This is a genomic window from Sphingobium yanoikuyae (assembly GCF_034424525.1).
GTDB classification, from domain to species: domain Bacteria; phylum Pseudomonadota; class Alphaproteobacteria; order Sphingomonadales; family Sphingomonadaceae; genus Sphingobium; species Sphingobium yanoikuyae.
In genome coordinates, this window is sequence record NZ_CP139979.1 from 1087948 (window position 1) to 1105751 (window position 17804).

The following is a 17804-nucleotide window of genomic DNA, read 5'->3' on the forward strand; positions in this document are numbered from 1 at the left end:
CATGGCGCTGTTCACATTCAAGCTGCCGGACATTGGCGAAGGCATTGCGCAAGCGGAGATTGTCGGCTGGCACGTTCAGGTCGGCGACCGGGTCGAGGAAGACCAGCCGATTGCCGACATGATGACCGACAAGGCGACGGTCGAGATGGAAAGCCCGGTCGCGGGCACCGTCGTGCGTCTGGCGGGTGAACCCGGCGATCAGGTGTCGATCGGATCGATGCTGGTGGAGATCGAGACGGAAGGCGAGGGGGCGTCTGCCGCACCCGCGCCGACGGTCGAAACGGTCGAGGCCTCCATTGATGCTCCCCTCCCTTCCAGGGAGGGGCCGGGGGTGGGTGGCGAGCAAAGCGAGCTGCCTGCCGTTGAGCCAGAAGCACCGGCTTCGCCGGTACCCACCCCTAACCCCTCCCTGGAAGGGAGGGGGCCTGATGCTGCCGCGCCCATCCTCGCGTCCCCCGCCGTCCGCGCACGCGCCAGGGAACTGGGTGTCGATCTCGCCCTGGTGAAGCCGAACGGCGACCATATCCGCCACACCGATCTCGACGCCTATCTGCTCTACGGTTCGGGGCAGGGTTATCGCCCCGCTGGTCGCACGGCACCGCGCGCCGACGAGCAGGTGAAGGTGATCGGCATGCGCCGCCGCATTGCCGAGAATATGGCCGCGTCCAAGCGCCACATTCCGCACTTCACCTATGTCGAGGAAATCGACGTCACCGCGCTGGAGGAGGCGCGGGCACAGCTTAACGCCCATCGCGGCGATCGGCCCAAACTCACCATGCTGCCGCTGCTGATCGTGGCGATCTGCAAGACGCTGCCCGACTTCCCGATGCTCAACGCCCGTTATGATGACGAGGCGGGCGTGGTGACGCGCCATGGCGCCGTCCATCTTGGCATGGCGACGCAGACCGATGCGGGGCTGATGGTGCCGGTGATCCGCGACGCGCAGGACAGGAATGTCTGGCAGCTGGCGACCGAGATCCGCCGTCTCGCCGACGCCGCGCGCAGCGGCAAGGCAACCTCGGCCGAGCTGTCGGGCTCCACCCTGACCCTGACCTCGCTGGGCCCGCTCGGCGGCATCGCCACCACCCCGGTCATCAACCGGCCCGAAGTGGCGATCATCGGCCCCAACCGCGTGATCGAGCGCCCGATGTTCCGGGGCAAGGAGATCGTCGCGGCAAAGCTGATGAACCTGTCGATCAGCTGCGACCATCGCGTCGTCGACGGATGGGATGCGGCCAGCTTCGTCCAGGCGGTGCGCAAGCTGCTGGAAACGCCGGTCCTGCTGTTCGAGGGCTGATGAATGCACGGGATCGGGGCGGCCATTGTCGCCCCGGTCCAGCCTGCGTCAGCGCACCTGCGCCCGATAGGTCAGCCGTCCCGATTGTCCCGGTGCCACGCTGTCGGGCAGGCGCCAGCGTATATGGGTAATATCCTCGGGCGTGGCGCGGCGGACACCGCCCAGCGGCGTCGGCAGCCATAATTGATCCAGTCGACCCCAATGGGCGCCGCCATCGACCGATGCCTGCATGGCGGGATCGGTCAGGTCGAGCAGGGTGCCGCGCGGCACCTGGCGAACCACGGTCAGCCCATGGGCCGTCCGGCTGCCTTCATGGCGCCAGTCGACCACGACGATCAGCTGGTCGCCCGACATGGCGCGTTCGGCATTGGCGATGGTGCGGCGCGGGCGGCCATTAATGTCGGTCTGCACCCGTTCGACGAAGGTCCGGCTGTCGAGCCGCATATCCTGCGCCCCGGCCTGCCAGGATGCGGTCATGCCTGCGATCAGGCCCAGTCCCGCGATCAACCCTCTTGCCATGCGATATCCCCCTTATCGAATGTCCGCATCTCCTACGGCCAGTCTCCCCAATATTTGGTTAAGCCACTGTTTGCCGTCTTCCTGAAGTGATTCGCCGATGGCATTTGACCGGCCGCAGCGCCGGGTGCAGAGCGACATGGCGAATGCACAGGGGACGGATAGGGCGTGACCACCAACGAGGAACTGGAAGTCAATCGGCGGCGCGACCGTTTGCTGGCGTCGATCGCCTTGTCCTCGGGCGTCGGCCTGTTGCTGGCCTTGCCCTTCGCTCTGCGCGCGGGCGCCGAATTTTTCCTGCCGCTGACGGCTGCTCTGGTGATCGCGATCGCGCTGGTGCCGCTGCTCGAATGGCTGGAGCGGCGCGGGCTCCCCTCGGGCCTGTCGGCGCTGCTGGCGGTCGTCGCCTTCCTCAGCGTCGCCAATACCGCGCTGGTGCTGATCGTGGTGCCGGCGACCGACTGGTTCCGCATCCTGCCCCAGCGCCTACCCAAGATTCAGGCGACGCTGGCGCCGCTCATCGATTTCTATTCCCAGGCCCAGCGATTCGTCGACGAAACCGTCCAGATGCTGGTCGCGGGGCCGGCATCGGTCGCGCACCGGGCCGCGGTGGAAACGCCCGGATCGCTGCTGCAGTTCGCGGCCGCCTCCGCCCCGTCGGCGATCATCCAGATGGTGTTCGCGCTGCTCATCATCTATTTCTTCCTTGCCGGCTGGACCCGGCTGCGCCGCCGCACGATCAACAGCCGGGGCAGTTTCGACGGCGCCATGGCGGTTGCGCGGGTGATCCAGAATGTGGTCGACGCCACCTCCGCCTATGTGATGACGATCGCCACCATCAACCTGTGCCTGGGGCTCGCCGTGGCGTTGGCGCTCTGGCTGATCGGCATGCCCTCGCCCTGGATGTGGGGTGGCATCGTCGCATTGCTCAACTTCATTCCCTATTTCGGGCCGATGCTGGCCGCCGTGCTGCTGGCGCTGGGCGGCCTCATGGTGTTCGACGATGTCTGGACGGCGCTGCTGCCCGCCTTTCTCCAGATCGGCTTCCATCTGGTGGAGGCCAATGTCATCACGCCCACCATCCTTGGCCGTCGCCTGACGATGAACCCACTGCTGATTCTCGTCTCGCTGACCTTCTGGGGCTGGGTCTGGGGCACGCCCGGCGCGCTGCTCGGCGTGCCGTTGCTCATCATCGTGCAGACCGTCGTGGCCGCGGCCGGCACCCCGGATATCGCCGGTTTCCTGTTTGAGCAGGGAACGCTGACGGTCAGCCGTCGCAAAGAAAATGCAACAAGTGAAGAAACTGATGGCGAGGACGGTTGACAGCTTGGCCGGACCCGCATAGACGGCCGCCCACACCGAACGCGGGTGTAGCTCAGTTGGTTAGAGCGCCGGCCTGTCACGCCGGAGGTCGCGGGTTCGAGCCCCGTCACTCGCGCCACTTTCCCTGACCGGAAAGTCGGAAGGTAAACAGATTTGCATCATCTGGTGACCATGGGTCACGATAGGATGCCGCCCTGCGCGGGTGTAGCTCAGTTGGTTAGAGCGCCGGCCTGTCACGCCGGAGGTCGCGGGTTCGAGCCCCGTCACTCGCGCCACTTCATTCCCGAAGTGATCCGATCGCCAGACGATCCTTTTTCCTCACATCGATACAGGCCAGCGGGCTGACACCAACGGCATCGGCCCGTGACGATTCGTCTCAGAGATGCTCGCCGGTCACATGCGGCGGCAGCGGTTCGTTGGCGAGCCAGCGATAGACGCCGCCGGCGGCCAGCGCGCCGATGATCGGCGCCACCCAGAACAGCCAGAGCTGATGCAGGGCCAGTCCGCCGACCAGCAGGGCAGGACCGGTGCTGCGCGCCGGATTGACCGATGTGTTGGTGACCGGGATGCTGATCAGGTGGATCAGCGTCAGCGCCAGGCCGATCGCGATCGGGGCAAAGCCCGCCGGCGCGCGGCTGTCGGTCGCGCCCAGGATGACGCTCAGGAAGCCGAAGGTCAGCACCATCTCGATCGCCAGCCCTGATTCGAGCGTGTAGCCGCCAGGCGAATGCAGGCCATAGCCGTTGACCGCCAGGCCGTTGGGCGCCAACTCATAGCCCGGCTGGCCGCTGGCGATGAACAGCAGTAGGGCGGCTGCGATCACCGCGCCCACCAGTTGCACGACGATATAGGGGGCGATGTCGCGGGCCGGGAAGCGTCCGCCGGCCCACAGGCCGACCGTCACCGCCGGGTTGAGGTGGCAGCCCGAAATATGGCCGATGGAAAAGGCCATGGTCAGCACCGTGAGGCCGAAGGCCAGCGCCACGCCCAACAGGCCGATGCCGACATCGGGAAAGGCCGCCGCCAGCACGGCGCTGCCGCACCCGCCGAACACCAGCCAGAATGTGCCGAAACATTCGGCAAACAACCGCTTGCTCAATGGAACCATCAACGCCTCCTGTTGCACTGTGCGCCTGCCACCGGACATGGCTTGGGACCGGTGCGGGGTGGCGCCGCCCGGAGAATGCAGGATGATCGAAGGGAGCGGTCCGCGGCATGGGCGGCCGATGCTGGTGACTGGCGCATGGACATGCCGTTGCCCCCGTTTCCGGCGAGCCGCCGGCATCGCGCTAAGCCGCGATGCGTCCGCTATGGTCGCCTAACGCTCAGGGATAAGGCGAAAAGCCATGGGCTGGGCATCGGGATTAACCCTGACGCCAGCGCCCCGTTTCCATCCAGGCGAGCAGCCGCCGCAGCGGCAGGATCCAGATCCAGATCAGGCCCAGGACAATATAGACCGGCACCTGGCCCCACATCGGCAACTGGCCGATCAGCGGCGACAGGCTGCCGACCAGCACGGCCCAGCCCAGGATCAGCCCCAGGATCGCGAACATGCCGGCCGGCTTGCGCCAGCTGGGCTGATGATAATGGCGCGGGTCGATGCTCATCGGGGTCAGGCTGCCTCGATCACGGCGGTTTCGGTCAGGATCATGTCGAGCGGCAGATCCCACGGGTCGGCCGGCACATCATCCAGTTCCTGCGCCGACCAGGCAAGGCCGACGCGCAAGGCATCGGGATGGCGGGCAAAGGCGCGGTCATAATAGCCGCCACCCTGGCCAAGGCGGTTCATCCGCTGGTCGAAACCCAGCAGCGGCGCGATGATGACATCCGGCACCACCGCACCGCCGGATGGCTCGGGGTGGCTGGTGCCGAACAGGCCGGGGAACAGCTGGTCCTCCGGGCGCCACAGCAGGAAGTCCATGCTGCCCAGCCGATCGAGCACGCGCGGCAATGCCACCTGCTTGCCCATCACGCCCAGTTGCGGGGCCAGACGCTGCGCTGGCGCCTCGTCATCCAGTGCCATGTAGAGCGCGATCACCTGCGCGTCGGCGATGCGCTGGGCGAGCGGAGAGGGGACGGCCTTGAACGCCAGCCTGTGGGTCAGCGCGTCGAGCGAGGCGACGAAATTGCGCCGTCGCTGCCGGGCGATCGCGCGCAGGGTCGACTTGTCGGCGGCATCACTGTCGTCGGGCATGGGGTGCCTTTGCTGGTAGGGGCAGGGTGACGGGACCGCCTTGGCCGTGTGCTGGAATATCCTCTGACGCCTCAACGTCAGGTGGGGACCATGTAGATCGGGCCAGAGCCCGCCCAGGGACAGCCCCCGTGGATGTGATTATCGCCTCAGGGATGTTCGCTAAAGCTCGCACCAGGCAGTGCCCGTCTCCGCCAATCTAGGCGTCGGCGGCGCGGGCGGCAAGAGCCTCGCTCAGCTTTTCTACGCGCGCGGCCAATGCCTCGACCGCGCGGGCGGCCGGCTCGTCATCGCCATCCAGCGCCAGTTGCTCCTGTCGGCCCGCTGCGGCGCGCTTCAGTTCGTTGAGTTCGTCCGCCATGAACAGCGCCGCGAACAGCAGCGTGCGCACCTCGGTCAGGCCCGGCGTGCTGCGCTGCGCCTGATAGGCCTTGTCCTCGATGATCTGGGCCAGATGCGCCATATGCGCTTCCTCGCCATCGCGGCAACGCAGCTGATAGGGGCGGCCGGCGATCTGCAGCATGATTTCAGCCATCGGCGCGCCCTCGCAATTCTCCGATGAGATCGTCCAGCGATTGCAATGCCGCCTGGGCGGCCATCTGGTCGATGCCGGAATTGCCATGGGGGACAGCCTGCGAAAGGCTGGCCACATTCTGTTCAAGCCGACTGATCGCGCGCTCCAGCGTGCCGATCGCCTGCATCATGCGGTCGCTTGCCATATTTTCTGCATAGCCAATGTTTTCGCCTTGCAAAAGCGCTGTTTGGACGGCTTGCCGCGCACCACGCCCCGCCTGCGGTTGACGCATGGGGATTGACGCGACAAAGGGAACCCAAATCGACTCGCCCGTTCGCGCGGGCCGTTCCATGCCAGTCATGAAAGACATCTTCCCGCTATGACCGTTTCCGACACGCAGCTCGCCAACGCCATCCGGGCGCTTTCCATGGACGCCGTGCAGGCTGCCAATAGCGGCCATCCCGGCATGCCGATGGGCATGGCCGATGTCGCCACCGTGCTGTTCAAGGATTATGTGAAGTTCGATCCGGCCGCGCCGAAATGGGCCGATCGCGATCGTTTCGTGCTGTCGGCCGGCCATGGCTCGATGCTGATCTACTCGCTGCTGAACCTGACCGGCTATGCCCGTCCGACGATGGACGACATTCGCAACTTCCGCCAGCTCAGCAGCCCCTGCGCCGGCCACCCGGAGAATTTCGAGCTGGCAGGGGTCGAAGCGACCACCGGCCCGCTGGGTTCGGGCCTCGCCACTGCCGTCGGCATGGCGATTGCCGAGCGTCACCTGAACGCCGAGTTCGGCGATGATCTGGTCGATCACCGCACCTGGGTGATCGCCGGCGACGGCTGCCTGATGGAAGGCATCAACCATGAGGCGATCGGCCTCGCCGGTCACCTCAATCTCTCGCGCCTGATCGTGCTGTGGGATGACAACAAGATCACCATCGATGGCGCCGTCGACCTGTCGAGCAACGAAGATGTCCGCGCCCGCTATGCCGCCACCGGCTGGCATGTCGTGTCGTGCGACGGCCATGACGTCGCCGATGTCCGCCGCGCCATCGACGAAGCGCTGGCCGATCCGCGCCCCTCGCTGATCGCCTGCGCCACCAAGATCGGCTATGGCGCGCCGAACAAGGCCGGCACCTCGGGCGTCCACGGCTCGGCGCTGGGCGAGGCCGAAGTCGCCGCCGCCCGCGAGTTCCTGGGCTGGACCGCCGAACCCTTCGTCGTTCCCGCCGACATCGACGCCGCCTGGAAGGCGATCGGTGCCAAGGGCGGCGATGTTCGCAAGGCCTGGGAAGGTCGCCTGGCAAATGCCTCGGAGGGCGCTGAATTTTCGCGGCGCATGGCGGGCGAACTGCCGGCCGGCTTCTCGCTCGACGCCTATATCGACAGCCTGATCGCCAACCCGCAGAAGGTCGCCACCCGCAAGGCCAGCGAACTGGCGCTGGGCGCGATCAACGATCTGCTGCCCGAAACCGTCGGCGGCTCGGCCGACCTTACCGGCTCGAACAACACCAAGACCAAGTCGACCGGCCCGCTGACCCGTGACGATTATTCGGGCCGCTATGTCTATTATGGCATCCGCGAATTCGGCATGGCCTGCGCGATGAACGGCATGGCGCTGCATGGCGGCGTGATCCCCTATGGCGGCACCTTCCTGGTCTTCTCCGACTATATGCGCGCCGGCATCCGCCTCGCCGCGCTGCAGGAACAGCGCGTGATCCACGTCCTCACCCATGACTCGATCGGTCTGGGCGAAGACGGCCCGACCCACCAGCCGATCGAGCATGTCATGTCGATGCGCATGATCCCGAACCTCGACGTCTATCGCCCGGCCGACATCGTCGAGACGGCGGAATGCTGGGAACTGGCACTGAAGGATGCGACCGGCCCGTCGGTGCTGGCGCTGACCCGCCAGAACCTGCCGCAGCTGCGCCTGGAAAAAGCTGAGAATCTGTCGGCCAAGGGCGCCTATCGCCTGGTCGCCGCGACCGCCGATCGCAAGGTCGTGCTGCTCGCCACCGGTTCGGAAGTCGAGATCGCCGTCGCCACCGCCAAGGCGCTGGAAGAACAGGGCATCGGCGCCGACGTCGTCTCGATGCCCAGCTGGGCCCATTTCGACGTGCAGGACGCCGCCTACAAGGCCGACATCCTGCCCGCCGGCGTGCTGCGCGCCTCGATCGAGGCCGGCACCACCTTCGGCTGGGAACGCTATACCGGCCTTGACGGCCTGCGCTTCGGCATCGACAGATTCGGCGCGTCGGCTCCGGCCGAAGTCCTCTACGACCATTTCGGCCTGACCGCCGCCAAGATCGCTCCGCAGATCAAGGCCGCGCTCGGCGCCTGAGCCCAAGACCTACACGCAAACCGGGAGACAAGTGCAGTGGCAACGAAGGTAGCAATCAACGGTTTCGGCCGCATCGGTCGTCTGGTGGCACGCGCCATCCTCTCGCGCACCGACCATGATCTGGAACTGGTGAGCATCAACGACCTGGGCGATGCCAAGGCCAATGCCCTGCTGTTCAAGCGTGACTCGGTCCATGGCAACTGGGCCGGCGAAGTCAGCGTCGACGGCGATTTCCTGGTGGTCGACGGCAAGAAGATCAAGGTGACGGCGGAGCGCGATCCCGCCAACCTGCCGCACGCCGAACTGGGCGTCGAAATCGCCCTGGAATGCACCGGCATCTTCACCAGTAAGGACAAGGCCGGTGCCCACCTGACCGCCGGCGCCAAGCGCGTCGTCATCTCGGCACCGGGCACCAACGTCGACAAGACTGTCGTCTTCGGTGTCAACCATGACGAACTGACCGCCGACGACATCATCATCTCGAACGCCAGCTGCACCACCAACTGCCTGGCGCCGCTCGCCAAGGTGCTGAACGATTCGATCGGCATCGAACGCGGCTTCATGACCACGATCCACAGCTACACCAACGACCAGAACACGCTGGACCAGATCCACAAGGACATGCGCCGCGCCCGCGCCGCTGCCCTGTCGATGATCCCGACCACCACCGGTGCCGCCCGCGCCGTGGGTGAGGTTCTGCCCGCGCTCAAGGGCAAGCTGGACGGTTCGTCGGTCCGCGTGCCGACCCCGAACGTCTCGGTCGTCGACCTGAAGTTCATCCCCAGCCGCGCCACCACGGTCGAGGAAGTCAACGGCCTGCTCAAGGCTGCGTCGGAATCCGGCCCGCTCAAGGGCATCCTGGGCTATTCGGACGAGCCGCTGGTCTCGATCGATTACAACGGCGATCCGCGCAGCTCGACCGTCGACAGCCTGGAAACGGCCGTGATCGAGGGCAACCTGGTCCGCGTGCTCAGCTGGTACGACAATGAATGGGGCTTCTCGAACCGCATGATCGACACCTCGGGTGTCATGGCGAAGTTCCTCTAAGCCTTCTCAGCCCCGCCGGACCAACCGGCGGGGTTTTTCTTCTGACATAATTCCAAATTCTAGGAGCGATCATGGCAAAGCCGTTCAAGACACTCGACGACATGGGCGACATCACCAGCAAGGTGGTGCTGGTGCGCGAGGATCTGAACGTGCCGATGCAGGACGGTTCGGTCAGCGATGACACCCGTCTGCGCGCGGCGATGCCGACCATCCTGGAACTGGCCGATCGTGGCGCCAAGGTTCTGATCCTGGCCCATTTCGGCCGGCCCAAGGGCCAGAAGAACCCGGAATTTTCGCTGAGCAAGATCACCCGCCCGCTGACCCAGGTGCTGGGCCGCGAGGTGCAGTTCATTCCCGACTGCCAGGGTGAAGCCGCGACCGACGGCATCAAGGTGATGCGCAACGGCGACATCGCCATCCTCGAAAACACCCGCTTCCATGCCGGCGAGGAAAAGAACGACCCCGCGCTGGTCGATGCGATCGCCGCGATCGGCGATCTCTATGTCAACGACGCCTTTTCCGCCGCGCACCGCGCCCATGCCTCGACCGAGGGGCTGGCCCACAAGCTGCCCGCCTTCGCCGGCCGTTCGATGGAGAAGGAACTGGACGCGCTCGAAGCCGCGCTCGGTGCCCCGGTCAAGCCCGTCGCGGCCGTCGTCGGCGGCGCCAAGGTGTCGACCAAGCTCGACGTGCTCAACAATCTCGTCACCAAGGTCGATCATCTGATCATCGGCGGCGGCATGGCCAACACCTTCCTCCACGCCCGTGGCGTCGATGTCGGCAAGTCGCTGTGCGAAAAGGATCTGGCCGGCACGGCGGACGCCATCTTCGACAAGGCGGAAGAAGCCGGCTGCATCATCCATCTGCCCTATGACGTGGTCGTGGCCAAGGAATTTGCCGCCAACCCGCCGTCGGTCCGGACCTGCAACGTGCATGAAGTCGCCGAGGACGAGATGATCCTCGACGTCGGTCCGGCCGCGGTCGAGGCGCTGGGCGATGCGCTCAAGAATTGCCGCACCCTGGTGTGGAACGGCCCGCTTGGCGCGTTCGAGATCGCGCCCTTCGACGCGGCGACCGTCGCCCTCGCCAAGACCGCGGCGGCGCTCACCAAGGAAGGCCAGCTGGTCTCGGTCGCGGGCGGTGGCGACACCGTCGCCGCGCTCAACCATGCCGGCGCGGCCGCCGACTTCACCTTCATCTCGACCGCTGGCGGCGCCTTCCTCGAATGGATGGAAGGCAAGGAATTGCCGGGCGTGAAGGCGCTCTACGCCTAAGCCTTTTGACGGCGGGGGCGTCAGCGCGTGGCGCTGGCGCCCCGGTCGAACAGGATGAAGACCAGCGCGGCCACGCCGCCAATCGCCGCACCGGCGATCGCGCTCAGGCTCCAGCCGCCCGCTTCATAGGTGGTCGACCCGATCACCGATCCCAGCGCCCCGACCACGAACATTACCGTCATATAGGCCGCGTTGATCCGGCCGCGCGCATGGGGATCGAGCGAGAAGATCAGCTTCTGCCCGGTGATCTGGCTTACCTGCACCGCCGCATCGATCAGCACCGCCATGATGGTGAAGCCGATCAGGCTGCCCGCCGTCACCGTCCAGTCCGCCAGCAGGAAACCGATCGACAGCGCAATCAGCGCGCCGAGCGAGGCCGGGCCGGTCAGGCGTCGATCGGCCAGCCAGCCCGCCACCGGCGCCACCAGCGCGCCGCCGGCACCCGCCAGCGCAAAGGCACCGATGCCATTATGGCCCAGGCCAAAGTCATGGATCAGGCTCAGCGGCGCGGCGGTCCAGAACAGGTTGAACGCCGCGAACATCGACGCCTGATAGAAGGCGCGCATCCGCACGACGCGATATTTGCCGAGTTGCGAGAAGGTGGAGCTCAGCACTTCGCCATAATGCATGCCGCCCTTGGGCCGGCGCTGCGGACAGGCGATCAGCAGCGCGACCGCGACCAGCGCGATCACCCCGGCCGACAGCAGGAAGGTCGCGCGCCAGCCCATGGAGCCGGCGAGGAAGCTGGCGATCGGCCGCGACAGCATGATGCCGAACAACAGGCCGCTCATCACCGTGCCGACCACGCGCCCCTGCCGCTCGGGCGGGGCTAGATGAGAGGCGAGGGGGATCAACACCTGCACGCCGGTCGCGCCAACACCGGTCATGACCGATGCGATCAGGAAGGTGGCCGGGCCATTGGAAATGGCGATGGCGATACAGCCCAGCACCGTCGCCACCGCCGATATCAGCACGATCCGCCGGTTCTCGAACAGGTCGGCCAGCGGCACGACCAGTATGATGCCCAGGCCATAGCCAAGCTGGGTCAGCGTGGTGATGAGGCCCGCGACCCCCGCCGACATGCCGATCTCCGGCCCGATCACGTCGATCAGCGTCTGGGCATAATAGAGGTTGGCGACCATCGTCCCGCACGCGACCGCCATCAGCAATATGGCGAAGCGGGACAGGGGCGCATCATCGCGCGGCAGGGGCAGAGCGGCAGAATGGGTCATGCCGCCCTAATGGTCACCCCCGGAAGGGCTTTCAACCCGATGACGGAAATTTCATTGTGCAATGCAACGGAAAATCGCCTCAGGCGGGCGGCTGTTCGTTCAGCAAGGGCACCAGCAGCGCGTTGAGATCATCCAGTTCGAACGCGCCGGACTTGGCGTAGCGCAGCCGGCCGGCCCGATCGATGACGAAATTGGTCGGCACCCCGGTCAGCGGGCCATAGGGGCCCTTGATCCTTTTGGCCGACGGGATGTGCATCGCCGCGAACAATTGCTTCAGCTGCGCGATCGGCACCGATCCTTCGGTCGTGATCGCGAACACCTTCAGCCCATGTTTCTTCTGGAGCCCATAATAGCTGTCGAGCGTCGGCAATTCCTTGCGGCACGGCACGCACCAGGTGGCCCAGAAATTGAGCAGCACGACCTGGCCCTTCAGTTCCGCCAGCGACACCTTGCTGCCGTCGATCAGCGTCAGTTCGAAATCCGGCGCCATCTCGCCGACCACCGGCTTGGTCGCCGCCTGCGCCGCCCCGATATCGATCAGCCCCAGCATCAGTGCAGCCGCCATGACGCGCCGCATCTTCCCGATCCCCATTCTTCCCCCGATTCAGACCTTTGGCCACAGCCTATCAGGCACTTTCGCACGCGCCAACGATATTGGCGGCCGCCCCGTCGCCGCGCGGGGTCAAGCATCTTGCGGTGCGACATGGGACTAGCTAACAGCCCGGATACCGGCGGGCCTGACGGCGCGCTACAGTCATGCCCTCGGGTTCGCCCGATGGCTTCCATCTTTCCGCGCTGCCGAGGGGGCGGCGCGCCCCAAGAGAAGGTATGTGCAGATGCTGGATCAGGACATGGTCAAGAAGGTTTCCGACGGTCAGGGCTTTATCGCCGCGCTCGACCAGAGCGGCGGTTCCACGCCCAAGGCGCTCAAGGGCTATGGCGTCGAGGAAAGCGCCTGGAGCAATGACGAGGAGATGTTCGGCCTGATCCATGGCATGCGCAGCCGCGTCATCACCTCGCCCGCCTTTACCGGTGACAAGGTGCTGGGCGCGATCCTGTTCGAACGTACCATGGACGGTAGCGTCGACGGTAAGCCGACTCCGACCGCGCTGATCGAACGGGGCGTCGTGCCTTTCATCAAGATCGACAAGGGCCTGGAGGATGAGGCGAACGGCGTGCAGCTGATGAAGCCGATGCCTGAGCTCGACGCGCTGCTCACCCGCGCCAAGGGGCTGGGCGTGTTCGGCACCAAGGAACGCTCGGTCGTCAACCTCGCCAACCGCGAGGGCATTGCCGCCGTGGTCGCGCAGCAGTTCGAAGTCGGCAAGCAGGTGCTGGCCGGTGGTCTGATGCCGATCATCGAGCCCGAAGTGAACATCAAGTCGCCCGAACGCGCCGAAGCCGACCAGATCCTGCTCGAGGAAATCCTCAAGCAGCTCGACGCCCTGCCCGAAGGCGAGCAGGTGATGCTCAAGCTCTCGCTGCCCGCCAAGGCCGGCCTGTTCGATCCGCTGGTCGATCATCCCAAGGTGCTGCGCGTCGTCGCCCTGTCGGGTGGCTTCAGCCGCACCGAAGCCTGCGCCGAACTCGCCAAGAACCGCGGCATCATCGCCAGCTTCAGCCGCGCGCTGCTCAATGACCTGCGCCACCAGATGAGCGACGACGAATTCAACGCGTCGTTGGGCGAGGCGATCGACGAAATCTACGCCGCTTCGGCCACCAAGACCCCGGTCGCGGCCTGACGCATATGGGCGGCGCCGGGCAGGGGGGAATCCCGCCGGCGCCGCCTTCATCGCAGCCTTCGGCCTGCGATACACGCACTCCGGCCCGTTCGCTTCGAGCCTGTCGAGAAGCGGATAGCGCAGCGCTCCCGGTTTACGGCTTGCCCTTCAGCATAGGCAGCACCTTGTCGAGCGGCAGGGCTTCCGCCGTGCCGCGATTGCCGACCACGGTCTGCGCCTTGAACAGCGCGTTCAACACCGCCTCCTCGGTCGCCTCGATGGTCGCCTGGAACAGCGGCGACATGCGGTCATTTGGCAGATCATCGACCGCCGACACGGCATTGCGCTTCGCGGCCGTCCGCCGCACCGCGTCGCTGGTGGAAAAGGCGATGGCATAGTCGCCCGACCCGTTGGAGAAGCTCGACCCGGTCCGCGCGATGCCGCCAAAGGCGCGCTCGGCGACGCGGCGCAGATTGCGGTCGGACAGCGGCGCATCGGTCGCGATGACGATCACGACCGATCCGTCCGCCTTCTTTTCCTCGACCTGCTGGCGATAGTCATAGCGGCCAAGCTTCACCCCCACCGGCACGCCTGCGATCGTCAGCACGCCGCCATAATTGGCCTGCACCAGCACGCCCACGGTCCAGCCGCCCAGCGACGCCGGCAGCTTGCGCGACGATGTGCCGATCCCCGCCTTGAAGCCGAAGGCCACCGTGCCAGTGCCCGCGCCCACGCCGCCTTCCTCGACCGGGCCGGCCTTGGCGCTCTCGATCGCGCGCCGCGCGTCGGCGATGGTGACATGCCGCCCGCGAATGTCATTGAGCATGCCGTCATTGGTCTCGCCCACCACGGCATTGACCGACCGCACCTCCTCATTGCCGGCCTGCGCCAGCGTCCATTCGACCGAGGCCGCGCCGGCCTCCGCCACGTTCAGCGTATTGGTCAGCAGGATCGGCGTCTCGATCTCGCCCAGCTCGGCCACCTGGGTCGATCCCATGAACTTGCCGAACGCATTATAGGCGACGAAGCCGGCCGGCACCTTGTCCTGGAACAGGTTGCCGCCATGGGGCAGGATCGCGGTGACGCCGGTGTTGACGTCCTTGCTGCGGGCCAGCGTCACCTGGCCCACCTTCACCCCCGCGACATCGGTGATCGCGTTGAGCGGGCCGGGCTGGAGGATGCCGACGGTCACGCCGGCTTCGCGCGCGCGCGGCCGCGGCGCCTCCTGCGCCAACACGGGCGCGGCGGACAGGAGCAGCAGGGCGGCGAAAGCGTGGCGCATGGAATATCCTTCGGTATTGTGATCGCGGTCATAGCCGCACTTGGCGCGGCCGCGCGAGCGGCTATAAGGCGCGCATGACCGATTTCACTGACGAAGAACTGGCGCTCGATCCCCATTTTGCCGAGCAGTTCGAAAAGGGCTTTCGCCCCGCCTGCCAACTCTATCTGATTTCGCCGCCGGCGATCGACGAGACTTTCGTCGATCAGCTCGCCCAGGCGTTCGACGGCGGCAAGGTGGCCGCCTTCCAGCTGCGCCTGAAGGGGATCGACGATCATGCCATCGCCGCGCTGGCCGGGCCGATCCAGGCGCTCTGTGCCGAGCGCGAGGTGGCCTTCATCATCAATGACAGCATCGGCCTTGCCAAGCGGCTGAACGCCGATGGCGTCCATCTGGGGCAGGAAGATGGCGACCCGCGCGAAGCGCGCAAGCAGCTTGGTCCCAAGGTGCAGATCGGCGTCACCTGTCATGACAGCCGTCATCTGGCGATGGAAGCGGGCGAGGCGGGAGCCGACTATGTCGCCTTCGGCGCCTTCTACCCGACCACGACCAAGGAAACGACGCACCGCGCCGAACCGTCGATCCTGGGCTGGTGGACCACCCTGTTCGAACTGCCCTGCGTCGCGATCGGCGGCATCACGCCGGACAATGCCGCCCCCCTGATCGCGGCAGGCGCCGACTTCCTGGCGGTCAGCGGCACGGTGTGGAATCACCCCGAAGGGCCCAAGGCCGGCGTCGCCGCCTTCGCGTCGGTGCTGGACGGGGCCTAATCGCGGGTTTATCCCGATAGGCAAAGGGCCGCCACCGGGCCAGCATCCCCGCAATCGGGCAAGGGGTGCTGGGCATGGCGTTGGAAGAATTCGTCCATCAATTGGCGGAATATGTCGCGCTGCTGGTCAATCTGCTGGCGATCCTGGCGATCGCCATCGGCTCGGTTCAGGGCGCGATCGGCCTGACGGGGCTGCTGCTTTTCAAGGCAGACGAATCGAAGCTCATGCCGGTCTGGATGAGCTTTGGCCGCTGGGCGGTCGCCGGGCTGAGTTTCCAGCTTGCGGCCGATATCGTTGAAACCAGCATCGCCCCGACCTGGGCGGAAATCGGCAAGCTCGGCGCGATCGCGGCCATCCGCACCTTCCTCAACTATTTCCTCGACCGGGATCTGGAGGGGATACGCGAGCGCGAGAAGGCCAAGGCGGAGGCCGAAGCCATCTGATCGCAGCGGCACAGGCAGCTTTCCGCCGCCTGCTGCGTTGTCTCTTCCATGATGTGGGAGAGTATCGCCTTGAAATATCGTCTTCTCGGCCTGCCGCTGCTGTGCGCGGCCTGCAATGTGTCGACCACCGACGCCAATGAAAGCCAGCCAGCCGCTCCAACCAACCAGGCACCGATCAACCAGACACAGGCCGCGCCCGATCCCTCGGCCGCCTATGCTTTCCAGGTCGTGGAGGAACCCGGCGGCAAGCCCTGGCAGCCCAACCAGATATTGCAGGCGCAGGTGGCGCTCGATCGCTGGGGCTTCTCGCCCGGCGTGATCGACGGCAAGGACGGGATGAGCTTCAAGGCGGCCTTGCGCGGCTTCCAGGAGGCGAACAAGCTGCCCGTCACCGGCGATTATGACCAGAAGACTGCCACCGCGCTGCTGGAGGGGGAGGCGAAGCCGACCACCTGGCTGGTGCGTATTCCCGATGGTTTTGCCCGCGGGCCCTTCTTCGACATTCCCAAGGGGCTGAACAATCAGGCCAGCCTGCCCGCGCTCACCTATCGCAACCTGCTCGAAAAGCTGGCGGAGCGCTTCCACACCACGCCCGAAGTGCTGACCGGCATGAACCCGCCAGATACGAAGGTCGCCGCCGGCGCGACCATCCGCGTGCCGGCGATCGCCAATCAGCCGGTGGCACGGATCGAGGGCGACGAGCGTGGCTGGGGCGAAACGCTCGCCAGCCTTGGCGTCGCCAGGGACCAGCCACAGGCCGACCATCTGGTGGTCGACAAGTCGGAAGGGCTGCTCAAGGTCTACGGCGCGGACAACCGCCTGATCGCGCAATTCCCGGTCACCACCGGGTCACAGCATGATCCGCTGCCGCTGGGCGAATGGACGATCAAGGGCGTCAGCCGCAATCCCGACTTCCATTATAATCCGGACCTGTTCTGGGATGCCGCGTCGAAGGATCAGAAGGCGGTGCTGCAGCCCGGCCCCAATGGCCCGGTCGGCGTCGTGTGGATCGATCTGTCCAAGGATCATTATGGCATCCATGGTACGCCCGAACCGCAACTGATCGGCCGCACCGAAAGCCATGGCTGCATCCGCCTTACCAACTGGGATGCGGCGCGGCTGGCGCAGATGGTGAAGAGCGGCGTCAAGGCGAAGTTCCAGGCATGAATGTCCGGTTGTGGGGCGGTGTCGCGGTCGCGCTGCTGCTCTGCATCGCCTTCGCCCGCTATTGCGTGCGGATCGTCCCGGCCGATGCGCCGGTGCGATCCGCTGCATCCGCGCCGCCAACCGTCAGCGACGGTGCGCTGCTGATCCCGGTGGAGGGTGTGCCGGCCTCCGCGCTCACCGACACCTTCACCCAGGCGCGGGCAGGCGGCGCCCGTCCGCATGACGCGATCGACATCATGGCGGCGCGGGGCAGGGCGGTGCTGGCCGCTGCCGACGGCCGGATCGAGAAGATCTTTTGGAGCGAGGCGGGTGGCCGCACCCTCTATGAACGCGCGCCCGACGGGCACACCCTCTATTATTATGCCCATCTCGACAGCTATGCGCCCGGCCTGCACGAAGGACAGGCGGTCAGGCGCGGCCAGCGCATCGCGACCGTGGGCAGCACCGGCAATGCCGATCCCGCCGCGCCGCACCTCCATTTCGCCGTCAACCGCATGGCGCCGGCTGATCCCTGGTATGGTGGCCAGCCGGTCAATCCCTATCCGCTGCTGGTCGGCCAATGACCTGTCCTATCGGCCCGCGATCGGCTATCATCGGGGTCAGCCGCGATCGAAAATTGCTCAAGTAGGAAAGCGAATTTCAAAATGTGCGGGAAATGTGCGAAGTTAAGCGGAAACGCCGCC

At 66.0% G+C, this 17804-nt stretch carries 19 protein-coding genes, 2 tRNA genes and 1 other RNA gene; 12 read left to right on the plus strand and 10 right to left on the minus strand.

The window, feature by feature from the left end:
• Position 1 precedes the first annotated feature (1 nt).
• On the plus strand, positions 2-1297 hold the full coding sequence (locus tag U0025_RS05040) for a dihydrolipoamide acetyltransferase family protein (RefSeq protein WP_004211701.1): 1296 nt from the start codon (positions 2-4) through the stop codon (positions 1295-1297).
• Between the two features lie 48 nt (positions 1298-1345).
• Here U0025_RS05040 and U0025_RS05045 read toward each other — a convergent pair whose 3' ends face one another.
• Positions 1346-1816, minus strand: a complete 471-nt coding sequence (locus tag U0025_RS05045) for a hypothetical protein (RefSeq protein WP_004211702.1) — start codon at positions 1814-1816, stop codon at positions 1346-1348.
• 165 nt (positions 1817-1981) lie between these two features.
• On the opposite strand from U0025_RS05045, the gene U0025_RS05050 reads away from it, so the two are divergent.
• The 3 genes from U0025_RS05050 (at position 1982) to U0025_RS05060 (ending at position 3411) form a co-directional block, all read left to right on the plus strand.
• Positions 1982-3136 carry an AI-2E family transporter gene (locus U0025_RS05050; protein ID WP_004211703.1) on the plus strand — a complete coding sequence of 385 codons (1155 nt, stop codon included), beginning with the start codon at positions 1982-1984 and terminating at the stop codon, positions 3134-3136.
• Positions 3137-3177: 41 nt separating this feature from the next.
• Positions 3178-3254: transfer RNA gene (locus U0025_RS05055), tRNA-Asp, on the plus strand.
• Between the two features lie 80 nt (positions 3255-3334).
• A tRNA-Asp gene (locus U0025_RS05060) sits at positions 3335-3411 on the plus strand.
• A gap of 101 nt (positions 3412-3512) precedes the next feature.
• On the opposite strand, the gene aqpZ is transcribed toward U0025_RS05060, so the two are convergent.
• From aqpZ to U0025_RS05085, 6 genes are all read right to left on the minus strand, one after another.
• Positions 3513-4244, minus strand: a complete 732-nt coding sequence (aqpZ, locus tag U0025_RS05065; RefSeq protein WP_004211704.1) for an aquaporin Z — start codon at positions 4242-4244, stop codon at positions 3513-3515.
• A 256-nt stretch (positions 4245-4500) separates the two neighbouring features.
• The gene (locus U0025_RS05070; RefSeq protein WP_004211705.1) at positions 4501-4743 is read right to left on the minus strand and encodes a DUF2842 domain-containing protein; all 243 of its coding nucleotides are present in this window, start codon (positions 4741-4743) and stop codon (positions 4501-4503) included.
• Between the two features lie 5 nt (positions 4744-4748).
• Complete coding sequence (locus tag U0025_RS05075) at positions 4749-5330, minus strand: 5-formyltetrahydrofolate cyclo-ligase (RefSeq protein ID WP_004211706.1); 582 nt, start codon at positions 5328-5330, stop codon at positions 4749-4751.
• A 28-nt stretch (positions 5331-5358) separates the two neighbouring features.
• Positions 5359-5515: non-coding RNA, 6S RNA (gene ssrS, locus U0025_RS26170), on the minus strand.
• An 11-nt stretch (positions 5516-5526) separates the two neighbouring features.
• Positions 5527-5862: a cell division protein ZapA gene (locus U0025_RS05080; RefSeq protein ID WP_004211707.1), complete on the minus strand. Its 336-nt coding sequence runs from the start codon at positions 5860-5862 to the stop codon at positions 5527-5529.
• A complete protein-coding gene (locus tag U0025_RS05085) occupies positions 5855-6202 on the minus strand; it encodes a hypothetical protein (RefSeq protein ID WP_004211708.1) in 348 nt (115 codons plus the stop codon). Before U0025_RS05085 ends, U0025_RS05080 begins: the two co-directional genes overlap by 8 nt.
• An 18-nt stretch (positions 6203-6220) precedes the next feature.
• Here U0025_RS05085 and tkt point away from each other — a divergent pair, with 18 nt between their 5' ends.
• The 3 genes from tkt (at position 6221) to U0025_RS05100 (ending at position 10509) form a co-directional block, all read left to right on the plus strand.
• Positions 6221-8188, plus strand: coding sequence for a transketolase (gene tkt / locus U0025_RS05090; RefSeq protein ID WP_004211709.1), 1968 nt, complete (start codon positions 6221-6223; stop codon positions 8186-8188).
• A 36-nt stretch (positions 8189-8224) separates the two neighbouring features.
• Positions 8225-9235 (plus strand): type I glyceraldehyde-3-phosphate dehydrogenase, encoded by a 1011-nt coding sequence (gene gap, locus U0025_RS05095; protein ID WP_004211711.1) that lies wholly within the window; start codon positions 8225-8227, stop codon positions 9233-9235.
• Positions 9236-9306: 71 nt separating this feature from the next.
• Positions 9307-10509, plus strand: a complete 1203-nt coding sequence (locus U0025_RS05100; protein WP_004211712.1) for a phosphoglycerate kinase — start codon at positions 9307-9309, stop codon at positions 10507-10509.
• A gap of 20 nt (positions 10510-10529) precedes the next feature.
• On the opposite strand, the gene U0025_RS05105 is transcribed toward U0025_RS05100, so the two are convergent.
• Both U0025_RS05105 and U0025_RS05110 read right to left on the minus strand, forming a co-directional pair.
• Positions 10530-11741, minus strand: a complete 1212-nt coding sequence (locus U0025_RS05105) for an MFS transporter (RefSeq protein WP_004211714.1) — start codon at positions 11739-11741, stop codon at positions 10530-10532.
• Positions 11742-11820: 79 nt separating this feature from the next.
• Positions 11821-12318 (minus strand): TlpA family protein disulfide reductase, encoded by a 498-nt coding sequence (locus U0025_RS05110; protein WP_004211716.1) that lies wholly within the window; start codon positions 12316-12318, stop codon positions 11821-11823.
• 259 nt (positions 12319-12577) lie between these two features.
• Between U0025_RS05110 and U0025_RS05115 the strand changes: the two genes are divergently transcribed.
• Entirely contained in the window at positions 12578-13483 is a 906-nt protein-coding gene (locus U0025_RS05115) for a fructose bisphosphate aldolase (RefSeq protein WP_004211718.1), read from the plus strand.
• 133 nt (positions 13484-13616) lie between these two features.
• Here the strand turns inward: U0025_RS05115 and U0025_RS05120 are convergent, their stop codons facing one another.
• Entirely contained in the window at positions 13617-14744 is a 1128-nt protein-coding gene (locus U0025_RS05120; protein ID WP_004211720.1) for a DmpA family aminopeptidase, read from the minus strand.
• Positions 14745-14818: 74 nt separating this feature from the next.
• Here U0025_RS05120 and thiE point away from each other — a divergent pair, with 74 nt between their 5' ends.
• The 4 genes from thiE (at position 14819) to U0025_RS05140 (ending at position 17684) form a co-directional block, all read left to right on the plus strand.
• Positions 14819-15511 (plus strand): thiamine phosphate synthase, encoded by a 693-nt coding sequence (gene thiE, locus U0025_RS05125; RefSeq protein WP_004211721.1) that lies wholly within the window; start codon positions 14819-14821, stop codon positions 15509-15511.
• 74 nt (positions 15512-15585) lie between these two features.
• Complete coding sequence (locus tag U0025_RS05130; protein WP_004211722.1) at positions 15586-15954, plus strand: DUF1622 domain-containing protein; 369 nt, start codon at positions 15586-15588, stop codon at positions 15952-15954.
• A 48-nt stretch (positions 15955-16002) separates the two neighbouring features.
• Positions 16003-17121: a L,D-transpeptidase family protein gene (locus U0025_RS05135; protein ID WP_004211723.1), complete on the plus strand. Its 1119-nt coding sequence runs from the start codon at positions 16003-16005 to the stop codon at positions 17119-17121.
• A complete protein-coding gene (locus U0025_RS05140) occupies positions 17118-17684 on the plus strand; it encodes a M23 family metallopeptidase (RefSeq protein WP_004211724.1) in 567 nt (188 codons plus the stop codon). The genes U0025_RS05135 and U0025_RS05140 overlap by 4 nt, the downstream gene beginning before the upstream one ends.
• Positions 17685-17804: the final 120 nt, after the last annotated feature.